At 63.4% G+C, this 13157-nt stretch carries 6 protein-coding genes and 1 tRNA gene; 4 read left to right on the plus strand and 3 right to left on the minus strand.

Translation table 11 applies throughout. The features are described 5' to 3' along the window. Positions 1–71 precede the first annotated feature (71 nt). Positions 72–2483, plus strand: coding sequence for an FAD-dependent oxidoreductase (locus tag KUW62_RS08495; RefSeq protein WP_224815059.1), 2412 nt, complete (start codon positions 72–74; stop codon positions 2481–2483). Beyond that, positions 2480–3067, plus strand: a complete 588-nt coding sequence (locus KUW62_RS08500) for an NTP transferase domain-containing protein (protein ID WP_224815060.1) — start codon at positions 2480–2482, stop codon at positions 3065–3067. The genes KUW62_RS08495 and KUW62_RS08500 overlap by 4 nt, the downstream gene beginning before the upstream one ends. 3 nt (positions 3068–3070) lie before the next feature. Here the strand turns inward: KUW62_RS08500 and KUW62_RS08505 are convergent, their stop codons facing one another. From KUW62_RS08505 to KUW62_RS08515, 3 genes are all read right to left on the minus strand, one after another. Further along, a complete protein-coding gene (locus KUW62_RS08505; RefSeq protein WP_224815061.1) occupies positions 3071–3415 on the minus strand; it encodes a DUF4440 domain-containing protein in 345 nt (114 codons plus the stop codon). Positions 3416–3592: 177 nt separating this feature from the next. Then, entirely contained in the window at positions 3593–11116 is a 7524-nt protein-coding gene (locus KUW62_RS08510; RefSeq protein ID WP_224815062.1) for a tandem-95 repeat protein, read from the minus strand. A gap of 789 nt (positions 11117–11905) precedes the next feature. Beyond that, positions 11906–11990, minus strand: a tRNA-Leu gene (locus KUW62_RS08515). 112 nt (positions 11991–12102) lie between these two features. On the opposite strand from KUW62_RS08515, the gene KUW62_RS08520 reads away from it, so the two are divergent. Beyond that, positions 12103–12681, plus strand: coding sequence for a YqaA family protein (locus tag KUW62_RS08520; protein ID WP_224815063.1), 579 nt, complete (start codon positions 12103–12105; stop codon positions 12679–12681). Beyond that, positions 12678–13154, plus strand: coding sequence for a disulfide bond formation protein B (locus tag KUW62_RS08525; RefSeq protein WP_224815064.1), 477 nt, complete (start codon positions 12678–12680; stop codon positions 13152–13154). The genes KUW62_RS08520 and KUW62_RS08525 overlap by 4 nt, the downstream gene beginning before the upstream one ends. Positions 13155–13157: the final 3 nt, after the last annotated feature.

Consider the following 13157-nt stretch of genomic DNA (forward strand, 5'->3'; position numbering starts at 1 on the left):
GATGTCGTTTTCCGGCTTGCCGCCCCCCGCCCCCTGCCCTCAGATGAGCCAAATCATACCGGAGGTCGCCCATGAAATCCCATACCCGCGTCTGCATCATCGGCGGTGGCGTCGTCGGGTGCTCGGTCGCGTATCATCTGACGAAGCTCGGGTGGTCCGATGTTGTGTTGCTGGAACGCTCCGAGCTGACATCCGGCTCCACCTGGCATGCGGCGGGCGGGTTTCACACGCTCAATGGCGATACCAACATGGCCGCGCTTCAGGGCTACACGATCCGCCTGTATCGAGAGCTGGAGGAGATGACCGGCATGTCCTGCGGCCTGCACCATGTGGGCGGTGTGACGCTGGCGGATACGCCGGAGCGGCTGGACATGCTGAAGGCCGAGCGCGCGAAGCATCGGTTTATAGGGCTGGAGACGGAAATCGTCGGCCCGGACGAGATCAAGGCGCTGGCACCGATCACAAATACCGACGGTATCCTGGGCGGGCTCTACGATCCGCTCGACGGGCATCTGGACCCGTCCGGCACGACCCATGCATATGCAAAGGCCGCGCGTATGGGCGGGACGGAAATTCACACCCATACCAAGGTGTTGGAGACGAACCCTCGTGTGGATGGATCATGGGAGATTGTAACCGATCAGGGCACCCTCATCGCTGAGCATGTGGTCAACGCCGCGGGCCTCTGGGCACGGGAAGTGGCGGCGATGGCGGGCTGTTACCTGCCGCTGCACCCGATGGAGCATCAATACCTCGTCACCGAGGAGACGCCCGAAATCTACGAACGCGATACCGAACATCCCCACGTGATGGACCCCGCGGGCGAAAGCTATCTTCGACAAGAAGGGCGCGGGCTTTGCATCGGGTTTTACGAGAAAACCTGTCGCCCCTGGGCCGTCGATGGCACGCCGTGGGAGTTTGGCCACGAATTGCTGCCCGACGATTTCGACAAGATCGAGGATTCGATCGCCTTCGCCTATAACCGGTTCCCGGTTCTGGAACGCGCGGGCATCAAATCGGTCATCCATGGCCCCTTCACCTTCGCCCCCGATGGCAACCCGCTGGTCGGCCCCGTTCCGGGCTTGCGCAATTACTGGTCCGCCTGCGGTGTGATGGCGGGGTTCAGCCAGGGTGGCGGCGTGGGCCTCAGCCTCGCGCAGTGGATGATCGAGGGCGAGGCGGAGCGCGACGTGATGGCCATGGATGTCGCCCGCTTCGGGCGCATCATCACGCCGGGTTACACGCTGCCCAAGGTGATCGAGAACTACCAGACGCGATTCTCAGTCGTCTACCCGAACGAGGAGCTGCCCGTCGCGCGGCCTTTCCGCACCACGCCTATGTATGACGTCTTCGACGCGATGGGCGCGGTCTGGGGGCAGCAATACGGGTTGGAAGTGCCGAATTACTTCGCGGAACCGGGCGAGCCCCGGTATGAGACACCGTCGTTCCGCCGCTCCAATGCCTGGGACGCCACGGCGCGAGAGGTCAAAGCGGTGCGGGAGGCGGTCGGCATCAACGAGGTCCAGAATTTCGGCAAATACGACGTGCAAGGCCCCGGCGCGCGGGACTGGCTCGACCGCATCATGGCGGGTCGCATCCCGCAGCCCGGTCGCCTGTCCCTCAGCCCGATGTTGTCCCGGCGCGGCAAGATCATCGGCGATTTCACCATCTCCTGCCTCAGCGAGGGGCATTTCCAGCTGACCGGGTCCTACGGCGCGCAGGATTATCACATGCGCTGGTTTATGCAGAACGCGCCGGAGGGCGAAGTCACGCTCGACAACATCTCCGACCGGCGCACAGGGTTCCAGATCGCGGGCCCACGCGCGCGGGACGTTTTGCGGGAAGTTGCGCGCGAGGATGTGAGCGACATGAAGTTCATGGATGTGCGCCAGCTGACCATCGGGCTCAGCACCGCCATCGTGCAGCGGGTCAGCTATACCGGCGATCTCGGATACGAGATCTACGTCAACGCGATGGAACAGCGCGCGCTGTGGGACGTGCTGTGGGACGCGGGCCAGCAATTCGGCATGAATCCGTTCGGGATGCGGGCGATGATGTCGCTCAGGCTCGACAAGTTCTTCGGGTCCTGGATGCGCGAATTCTCCCCCGATTACACGCCCGCCGAAACAGGGTTGGACCGCTTCATATCCTTCAAGAAGAACGCGGAGTTCATCGGGCGCGCGGCGGCGGCGGCCGAACGCGCCACGCCGCCGGATCGCGTGCTGTCGGCCTTCGAGGTCGATGCCGACGATGCCGATGTCGTGGCCTATGAGCCGATCTGGATCGACGGGGCGGTGCATGGCTTCTGCACATCGGGCGGTTATTCCCACCACGCGGGCAAGTCTATCGCGTTGGGGTTCGTCCCGCGCGCGCAAGCCACCGAAGGGTTGGAGGTGGAGATCGAAATCCTCGGCCATATGCGCCGCGCCCACCTCATCACCGCGCCGCTTTTCGATGCCGACGGCACACGGATGCGGGGATGAGCGACGCACTGATCGTGCTTCTGGCCGCCGGTGCCTCGATGCGGATGAAGGGCAAGGACAAGCTGTTGGAAGAGGTGGACGGCGAACCCCTTCTGCGCCTGATGGCCGACCGCTGCGCCAAGGCGGGGGCCACACGCGTCGTTCTGGGGCCGGGCCAAGGCGCGCGCCGCGCCGCTTTGGACAATGCGGATGTCGACATCGTGGAAGCGAAAGGGGACGACGGCATGGCCGCGTCGATCCGCGCGGGCGTGGCGGGGCTCACGGATCAGGCGGTGATGATCGTGCTGGCCGACATGCCCGAGATCACGGCGTCGGACCTGCACCTGCTTCTCGGCATGCACGGGCAGGGTCTGGCCCCGATCCTGCAAGCCGCAAGCAAGGACGGGCAGCCGGGCCAGCCCGTGGTGTTCGCCCCGAAATACCTCAAATCGCTTGGTAGGCTCCACGGCGACGAAGGGGCGCGATCCATCCTGAAAGCGCATTCCCGCGACGTGGCCCTGATCCCCCTGCAAGACCACCGTGCGCTGGTCGACCTCGACACGCCGGAAGACTGGGCGGCGTGGCGCGCGGGGCGCGGCGCCTGACCCCTAGCCCTTCGGCGTCTGCTGATGGGCAAGCAACTTCCACGCCGCACCGTCGCGAATGTAGGTGCTCATGCAAAACGCGACGTAAGGCTCCTCCCCTTCGCGCGATCCCGTCGCTTCATAGGCAAGGACGGCGACGTCATCGGTGCCGGTTTCCGTGCGATTCTCGAACGCGACCTCGTCCCAACGCGGCGCGTTGCGCAAACCCTCCAAGATCGCGTTGCCCTCCAGGATGCCCACGGGTGCCGGAAACACCATGCGCGCATCGGCCGCCATGGCCTCGCCGTAGAAATCCGGGCCATCCAGCCAGAACTTCTCCTCCATCGTCCAAAGCTCTTGCATATCCATCGTCGACCCCTCCTTGCCCCATCAATTCACAGGGCGCGGCACGGGTTCCCGATAGGGATTCGCGCACAAAAAACGGACGACCCCAGCCCCCTGGGATCGTCCGCGCCACTCGTTACTTGTAGCTACAGAATCCGGGGGGTCGCGTGTGGTGCGAGCAACACGCGACCCCAGGCACACTCAGAGTTGCAGAAGCTTCGCCTCGTGAGCCTTTAGCGAGCGGCGCGCGGCCGCGTAATCGGTCAGACCGTCCTGGGTCGCAAGCTCGGGGAACAGCGCGAGGATTTCCTCGCGTGTCGCCTCACCCATAGATCCCAGGCTCTGATCGCCGGGCTGGAAGCTTTCGGTCCAGGCCCCGTCGGACAGAACGACCTCGTGACGGTCGAACATGAAGTGGATGTAGGTGGTCCGCATCGCATCCACGACACTGACGCCCTGCTTGCCGACCAGGTGCTTGGCCGCCACCAGAACTTCGCTTTCGTCGAAGTAGAGTTGCGGCGTCTCGCCCGTGACCAGCACGCGGTGTTGCGGGCTGACCAGCATGTCCCGTTCGGGCAGATTGTGCCCGAGCGAGCCTGCCTTCACGAGGATCGGCTTCATGTTCGGCGCTTCGGCCAGTTCGGTGCGGTTCAGCGTCCGGCTGCCGGTCCAACGGATCTCCTGGATGCCGTTGTCGCGGGTGATGACCTTGTCGCCTTCGCGCAGGCTTTCGACCGGCACTTCCCCTTTCGGCGTGGCGATCATGGCCCCCGGCGTGAAGCAGGGGATGACATTCTCGATCTCCTTGAACGTCAGGCGGCCCGATTCTTCGGTCTGCGTGTCGTCCGTGTAGAAGATCACGGTGCCGGATTCACCCGGCTCACCGCCCGGATCGACCGCATCGTCGAAGATCACCTTGAGCGAGCCCGAGCCGGTGAGGTCAAGGACATCCTCATCCTCGTCATCGGGGTCTTCCCCGCCGACGATCGTATCGCCCACGCCTTCCTGGTAATCTCCGGTCCCGTTGGGATCGGTGAAGGTGCCGACATTGAACGTGTCGTTGCCGAAGCCACCGTCAAGGCTGTCCGCCCCTTGGCCGCCGACAATCACGTCGTTGCCTTCGCCACCCAGCACGGTGTCGTCGTCGATGCCGCCGTCCAGCGTATCGTCGCCTTCGCCGCCGTCGATCAGGTCATTGTCGTCTTCGCCGTTGACCACGTCGTCGCCCGCGCCGGCATTGATCGTGTCATCGCCGTTGTCGAGGATCGGATCGCCGGTGAAGCCGTCATTCGGCTCGTCGATGAAGTTGGCCGCAGGATCGCCGACGCCGCCGTCGATGGTGTCATCGCCGTCACCGCTGTCGATGCTGTCGCTGCCTTCGCCGCCGACTATGCTGTCATTGCCGTCACCGGTGGTGATGGTGTCCGCATCGGTGCCGCCGTCGATCACGTTGTCACCATTGCCCGCGTCGATCACGTCAGCGTCGTCACCGGAATTGATGGTGTCGTCGCCGTCACCGGTGGTGATGGTGTCCTTGTTGTCGTCCGGATCGGCATCCGGGGGCGTCACGATGAACGGACCGGTCAGGCCGCCCGTCGGGATCGGCACGCCGAGATCCGGATCGAAGGAGCCGGGATTGTCGGAGTTGATGACATTGTCGCCGTCGAGATCGGTGATGCTGTCCGCGCCGGTTCCGGCCGTCACGGTATCGTCACCCTCGCCGCCGTCGATCACGTCATCGCCGGAGCCGCCGGTCAGGCTGTCGTCGCCGGTGCCGCCGTCGAGCGTATCGTCACCCGCGCCGCCCGTGACGCTGTCATCGCCGTCGCCGCCCGAGACGACATCGTCGCCTTCGTTGCCGCGCACGGTGTCATCGTCGTCACCGCCGTCGATGGTGTCGTCGCCTTCACCGCCGAGGATCGAGTCATTGCCCTCGTCCCCGTCAATGCTGTCGTCGCCATCATCTGCGCCGCCGTCGATCACGTCGTCGCCGGTGCCACCGGATACGGTATCGGCGCCGAGGCCCGCGTCGATGGTGTCATTGCCACCATTGCCTTCGATGACATCGTCGATGCCATCGTCGCCGTCGATCTGATCGCCGCCACCATCGGTGGGGGCGTTCGCGTCGTCATAGCCCGGGCCCATCAGCTCGCCGAACTCCTCGCCGTCGACGATGCCGTCGGCTTCCTTCGGGGGCAGCAGCAGCGTTTCGATCTCGGCGAAGGTGACTTCGACCCATTCGTCCTCGTCGTTCTTCACCTCGACGGTGCCGGAGGTCGAGTCGCCGTCGCCATCGACCGTTTCCACCAGGTTCCGGTAGGAGACGAAATCGGTCAGGTCGAGCGTGTCACGGTCATCGCCATTGCCGGAGCCGTCGGCGAAGATGGCGGTGTCGTTCTCGCCGTCGCTGTCGACCTCGTCCTGGTCGATGATGATCGTGTCGCTGTCGCCGCCGCCGATGATACTGTCGCCCGCGCCGCCGATGATAAGGTCATCGTCGCCGTTGCCTTCCAGCGTATCGTTGCCGCGACCGCCTTCCAGCGTGTCATCGCCGAAGTTGCCCTGGATGCTGTCGTCCCCATGGTCGCCCAGCAGGCTGTCATCGCCCTGGCCGCCGGAGATCTCATCATCATCCACACCGCCGTCGATCGTATCGTTGCCGGTGCCGCCGGTGATGGTGTCGTCATCGTCCTGACCGAAGATCAGGTCGTTGCCAGCGCCGCCGTCGATCAGGTCGGCGTTATTGTCGGTCAGCGGATCGGGACCGAACGGGGCGCCGAAGCCATCATCGGCCAAGTTCACGCCATCGGGTGCCGGCGTTTCCAGACCGCCGAAGATGGTGTCGTCGTCACCGCCACCGGACAGGACGTCATTGCCTTCGGACCCGATGATCAGATCTTCACCCGCACCACCCTGCACAGTGTCGTCGTCGATGCCCGCGTCAACGGTGTCGTTACCGGTGCCCGCGTCGATCAGGTCGGCATCGTCACCGGTGGAGACGACGTCGTCGCCTTCGCCAGCAAAGACCGTGTCCTTATCATTGTCGGGGTCCGCATCGGGGTCGACGGGCGGGATCGGGCCGTAGCCGGGCCAGCCGGTATCCAGCAGATCCTCGGACCCGGACGTGTCGATGGTGTCGTTGCCGCCACCGCCGATCACGCTGTCATTGCCGTCGCCGCCGGTGATCGCGTCATCATCCGCGCCGCCGTCAAGTACATCGTCGCCTTCGCCACCGTCGAGCGTGTCGTCACCGCCGCCACCGCGCACAGTGTCGTCGCCTTCGTCGCCCGACAGGTCGTCGCCATCGGGCGATGCGCCGCCGTCGATCACGTCGTCGCCGGTGCCGCCCGAGACGGTGTCGGAGCCCTGGCCCGCGTTGATCGTATCATCGCCGCCATTGCCTTCGATCACATCGTCGTTGCCATCGTCGCCGTCGATCTGGTCGCCGCCACCATCGGTGGGGGCGTTGTCGTCGTTATAGCCCGGCCCCATGTTCTCGCCGAACTCTTCGCCGTCCACGACGCCATCGGGCGGGGTCGGGTCCGCGCCCACTTCGATCGTGTGAACCGCGCTGTCGGTGCCGCCATTGCCGTCGGAGATGGTATAGGACACGGTCGCCGTACCCTCAAACCCATCGGCGGGCGTAAACAGGTAATTGCCGCCGCCCTGATCTTCGAGCGTGCCCTGTTCGGCGGGCACGGTGGCCTCGGTCACGGTCAGGCTGTCGCCATCCAGGTCCGTGTCATTGTCGAGCAGGTCGATGGAAACTGGCGTCTCGAAATCGGTGCTGTCGCTGTCGTCCACGGCATCGGGATCGTCGTTCACCGGGTTCACCGTGAAGGTGATCGTTCCCGTATCGGTGCCGCCATTGCCGTCGGACACGGTGTAGGTGACTTCATCGGTGCCGTTGAAGTTCGGATCAGGCTCGTAGGTATAGGTGCCGTCACCGTTGTCGGTCAGCGTACCGTTGGCCGGATCGGTGATGTCGGTCACGGTCAGCGTGTCGCCATCATCGTCCGTGTCATTGTCGGTCGGGTTGAAGGTGACGCTGTCATCCTCGTCCACCTCGATCGGGTCGTCATTCGCCACGGGGCCATCGTTCACACCGGCCACATCCACGGTCACAAGGCCCGTATCGGTGCCGCCATTGCCATCGGCGATGGTGTAGGTGATCTCGGCCACGCCGTTGAAATCGTCGGCCGGCGTGAATTCCAGCTTGTTGTCGACGATATCGACCGTGCCTTGCGCCGGATCGACGGTCGCGGAAATGATCGTCAGATCATCGCCATCCGCATCGGTGTCATTCTCCACAGCGTCGATTGTGACGGTCGTATCCTCGTCGGTGGAGGCACTGTCATCCACGGCAACGGGGCCGTCATTGACCGCACCCACGGATACGATCGCCTCACCCTCATCGGTACCGCCATTGCCGTCGGACACGGTATAGTTGATCGTGACCGGCCCGTTATAGTTGAGCGCAGGTGTGAACGTCACCGTGCCGTCGCCATTGTCGACAACCTCACCCAATGCCGGATCGACGGAGACGGAGGCCAGCTCAAGCGTGTCGCCGTCCACATCGGTGTCGTTGCCAAGCAGGTCGACCACAACCGCGACGTCCTCATCGGTCGTCTCGATGTCATCTACCGCAACCGGATCGTCGTTGACCGGCGTGACGGTCACGTTGACCGTGGCGGTGTCGGTGCCGCCGTTATTGTCGGTCACGGTATAGGTGATCTCGGCCGGACCGTTGTAGTTTTCCGTGGGCGTGAAGACCAATTCATTGCCGATAACCTCGACCGTACCCTGGGCCGGATCGACCGTGGCCCCCACGATCTCCAGCGTGTCGCCGTCGGGATCGCTGTCATTGTCGAGCACGTCGATGGTGATGGGCGTGTCTTCGTCGGTGGTGGCGCTGTCGTCCTCGGCCACCGGGCCGTCATTCACAGCGCCAACCGAGACAACGGCCTGACCATCATCTGTGCCGCCATTGCCGTCGGACACGGTGTAGTCGATCGTCACCGGCCCGTTGTAGTCGGGGGCAGGCGTGAACGTGACCGTGCCGTCGCCATTGTCGACAACCTCACCCAATGCGGGATCGACGGAGACGGAGGCCAGCTCAAGCGTATCGCCGTCCACATCGGTGTCGTTGCCGATCAGGTCGATCACGACACTTTCGTCCTCCATCGTGGACGCGCTGTCATCCACGGCGACCGGGTCGTCGTTGACCGGCGTGACCGTCACCGTGACCTCGGCGGTGTCGGTGCCGCCATTGCCATCGGAGATGGAGTAGGAAATCGTCGCTTCGCCGTTGAAATTCTCGGCCGGCTCGAACAGCAGCTCGCCACCGACGATGGACACAACGCCCTGATCCGCGGGAACGGATGCGCCGGTGATCTCCAGCGTGTCGCCATCCACGTCGGTGTCGTTGTCCAGCACGTCGATGGTGATCGGCGTGTCTTCATCGGTGGTCACGGAATCGTTCACCGCGTCGGGCGCGTCGTTCACCGGGGCCACGTTGAAGGTCACGGTGGCCGTGTCGGTGCCGCCATTGCCGTCGGAAATGGTATAGGTGACGGTGTCGGTCCCGTTGAAATCTGGATCGGGCGTGTAAGTGAAGGTGCCGTCGCCATTGTCGGTCAGCGTACCGTTGGCCGGGTCGGAGATATCGACCAGCACGGGCGTGTCACCATCGGGATCGCTGTCATTGCCAAGCGGATTGAAGGTCGCCGTGGTATCCTCGTCCAGGTCGACCGTATCGTCCATGGCATCGGGATCTTCGTTGTAGCGTTCGCCGCGGATTTCTTCGATCTCGATGAAGGTCATCTCACCGGTGACGCTGCCATCGGTGGGGTCGATGAACTGGATCGTGCCGGAGGTGGAGTTTCCGTCGGCATCATTGGTCTCGTTGATGATGCGGAACGGGCCTTCGCCGGTCAGGTCCAGGACGTCGAGGTCATTCGCGTCGCCCGGCGCGCTGGAGCCGGTGCCGCCATCGGCAATGTCGCCATCGTCGCCGCCGACGATCGTGTCGGCATCGTCGCCGCCCGACAGCTCGTCCATGCCGATGCCGCCGGTCAGGATATCGTCGCCGCCTTCGCCGAAGATCGTGTCGTCGCCTTCGTTGCCCATCAGGACATCGTCGCCCGCGCCGTTGCCCACATCGCCCGGCACGTCGAAATAGACGTCCGTGATGTTGATACCGGAATTGTTGCCGCCATCCTGGCTGTGGTCGATGATGATCGTGGACACGGGGCCCGGGATCGTCACGAGGACGGAGTAATCGGCCGATGTATCGGGCTGGTAGCCGCCATTGGAATCCGCCGTGTCGTTGCCGGCCACGCCATCGGTGTCCAGAAGCGTCAGGTTGGACCCGGCCTCCAGCTCGACCGTGATCGGGTTGCCCGCCGCATCCAGCGCGGTGATCTTGACGATCCCGTCGCCGTCGATGTCGTTCACGCGGAACGAGACGTTTTCGACCGGGTCGGAGAAGTCCAGCTCATAGCTGGCCTCGTTGCCGTTGCCATTGGTCGTGCTGTCATAGGACGACGTGTCGTCGATTGTCTCGGTGCCGGTGTCGATGCCCGTGACGTTCTGCTGGTCGGAGGCGACTTCGTCTTCCACACCCGCATCGGCGGTCACAACGCGGAAATCCACGGTGACGGAGCCGGTATCCTGCGAGAAGGAATCCGCCGTGCCATCGGGCACCGAATTCCACTCAAAGCTTTCGCGCACGGTCGGCGTCGCGGGGCCACCGTTATCGCCGTAAATCAGGTCATCGCCGACATTGCCGGAAATCGTATCGTTGTCGCCGCCGCCGAAGACAGTGTCGTCGCCAAGGCCCGCGTCGATCTCGTCATCGCCGCCATTGCCCATGATCACATCGTCAATGCCATCGGCCCCGTCGATGATGTCGCCACCGCCATCGGTGGGCGCGTTGGAATCGTCGTAATCCGGTTCCATCACCTCGCCGAAATCCTCACCGTCGACGATGCCATCGGGATCGGCCGGGATCGTGTCGTCGGTGGTGTAAAGCGCCACGTAGTCGATGGAGCCCTGGAATTCCTTGTCGTAGACGCCATCGTCCTTTTCACGGGCGCCGAAGGTGAACTCCTCGTCGTCATTGTCCGTCAGGTCGAAGGTCAGCCCGGTCTCTTCGGTCACCAGCGTCTCGGACGCCCCGGTCGTCAGGTTTTCCACGATCAGCTGTGCGCCGGTCGCGCTGTCGAAGACGTACTTCACGTTGATGACATCCCCGGGCGAAAAGAAGCCGGAGGAGGTGCACAGCGTCGCTTCCGCGTTGCCATTGTCGGTGTTGTGGTAGGACTGGACCTGGCCGTCGTTGGTCACGCGGATCTCGAAGAAGCCTTCGTCATCCTCGTCGATATGCTTCTCGCCGCGCGACAGGATGACGTCTTCGGAACTGCCGGAATGCGCCGATTGCGTGAACTGGACCTCCAGCGTCCCCTTGTCGAGGTTGAACTGCTCGTCATCGGCCGAGGTGCTGCTGTCGGCATTGACGTCGAACACCGTGGGGCTCGAATTCGTGCCGCCGCCGACGTGAAGCTGGTCGTTGGAGAAGGTGGGCGATTGACCGTTGCCGTCGATGGCATTGCCGTTCTGGGCGATCCCGTCATCCAGCCCCGTATCGGCGGTTTCGTTGCCGCTGCGGAAATCCCACAGGCCGATCAGCTGATCCAGGTTGGACGGCTCGTTAAAATTCGTCATCTCGCACTCTCCTAATCGCCGACGTCTGAGCCGGCCCTCCCACGCGCAGGGCGTGGGTCAACACAAGTCAACTGTACATGCGACGACGCGAGGCTAAGGGCGGCACGCAGCACAATGATCCGACTAGAAGGAGGATGAGGTTACGGGTGGCAGACCCGCATTACGGCACACAGGTGATCTCTGGAGAAGATCGCCGGTCTATCGTTCGTTCCCGAGCCCGGTCTTCGACCGGATATTGTTACGGCAACACCCCTCCCGCATCTACAGCGGTCATCGTGTGCGGCCGCCCCCGTGGCCTATTGCAGACATCGCCCCCCAGTTGGGCTGAAAGTGGAATAGCGGAAAATTTGACGGGATTAGAAGGGAAATTTTCGGGGATTGCGTCAGGAATAGGGCTGAAAGTGGTAAATGACGGCCTCAATCTAAGGCTGAATCCGGGCCGATTGTTTCGCTTCCGTAAATGAACGCCGCGGGGGGCACCCGATCATAGGCGGCCATCCGCCTGTCTTTCATGGCAAATCATCCAAAAGCTCTGGCAATCCAGTTTAACCATCACCGAAGATTGTCCACGTACCGGTGACAAACGTTAACTTACCCAACGGAAACAGTGTGTGTCACGAACCGTTGGGAATGCCCTCCGACCGACCTGTCCTTTTAGACATGTCACAAAGGTACTTATTCCGTTTTGGCCGCGAATCGAGTGACGCGGGACGCCACGAAACACGCGCGCGCCGCGACGCGCCCGCAAGGGGCGATCCAAAGACGTGATCTAGTCGGCGATAAAATGCATGGTACCCGCGGTCGGACTCGAACCGACAAGCCTCGCGGCGGGGGATTTTGAATCCCCTGCGTCTACCAATTCCGCCACGCGGGCCCGACGCCCCGCTTACCCCCGCAATTTTGCCGCGTCAACGGCTGCTGACCCGCGCTTGACCCCCCTGCCCCGATGCGGCACGTCAGGCGGCGAATGATTGTCAGGATACGCGATGCTACGCCGCCTTTACGACTGGACCATGGGGTTTGCGGGCCATCGCCACGCTTTGTGGGTCCTGGCAATCGTCAGCTTCGCCGAAAGCTCCGTCTTTCCAATTCCGCCCGACGTCCTGATGATACCGATGATCCTTGCGCGCCCGTCGCGCGCGTGGCTGATCGCGGGCGTGTGTCTCGTGGCCTCGGTCCTGGGCGGGCTTCTGGGTTACGCGATCGGCTACTTCGCGTTCGAGGAGATCGGCCGCCCGATATTCGAAGCGTTGGGCAAGGTCGAACGGATCGAACAATTCAACGAACGCTTCAATGATTTCAGCTTCTGGCCGGTCCTGATCGCGGGCCTGACGCCCTTTCCCTACAAGGTCATCACGATCATGTCGGGCTGGACGGGCCTGCCCCTAGCGACTTTCATCGCCGCGTCCGTGGTGGCCCGCGGGTTGCGGTTCTTCATCGTTGCCGCCCTTTTGTGGAAATTCGGCGCCCCGATCCGCGACTTCATCGAAAAGCGTCTGGGCCTGATGTTCATCCTGTTTTGCGTCCTGCTTGTCGGCGGCTTCTATGTGTTGAGGTATCTGTGACCCTCACCCGCCGTCATCTGATCGCCATCGCCGGTGCCGGGTCCCTTGCCCTGTTTCTCGGGGCGCTCGCCTTTGAATATATCGGCGGGCTTCTGCCTTGTGCGATGTGCCTGTGGCAGCGGTGGCCGCACCGGATCGCCATCGGCCTTGCCCTTGTCGGTGTGATGGTGCCCAACGCGATCATCGCGTGGTTGGGCGCGCTCAGCATGGTAGTGAATGCGGGCATCTCGCTGTTGCACACGGGGGTGGAGCGGGCTTGGTGGCAAGGCCCGCAGGTCTGCGGCGCATCGGCGGCGCAGGACCTCGGCTCGCTTTCGGTCGATGAATTGTTCGACACGACGTCCGGGCCCCAGCTGGTTCTGTGTAACGAGGCCGCGTGGACATTCGCGGGGCTCAGCATGGCAAGCTGGAATGGAATTTTCTGCCTGATCCTGGCCGCGATCTGGATCATGGCCGCCCGCCGCCCGGCCTAACGC

This window comes from Hasllibacter sp. MH4015 (assembly GCF_020177575.1).
Taxonomy (GTDB): Bacteria; Pseudomonadota; Alphaproteobacteria; order Rhodobacterales; family Rhodobacteraceae; genus Gymnodinialimonas.

What these genes read in the sequence shown, in the direction of transcription:
- KUW62_RS08495 (WP_224815059.1), top strand. Translation starts at nt 72, where the DNA reads ATGAAATCCCATACCCGCGTCTGCATCATCGGCGGTGGCGTCGTCGGG.
- KUW62_RS08500 (WP_224815060.1), top strand. Translation starts at nt 2,480, where the DNA reads ATGAGCGACGCACTGATCGTGCTTCTGGCCGCCGGTGCCTCGATGCGG.
- KUW62_RS08505 (WP_224815061.1), bottom strand. Translation starts at nt 3,415, where the DNA reads ATGGATATGCAAGAGCTTTGGACGATGGAGGAGAAGTTCTGGCTGGAT.
- KUW62_RS08510 (WP_224815062.1), bottom strand. Translation starts at nt 11,116, where the DNA reads ATGACGAATTTTAACGAGCCGTCCAACCTGGATCAGCTGATCGGCCTG.
- KUW62_RS08520 (WP_224815063.1), top strand. Translation starts at nt 12,103, where the DNA reads ATGCTACGCCGCCTTTACGACTGGACCATGGGGTTTGCGGGCCATCGC.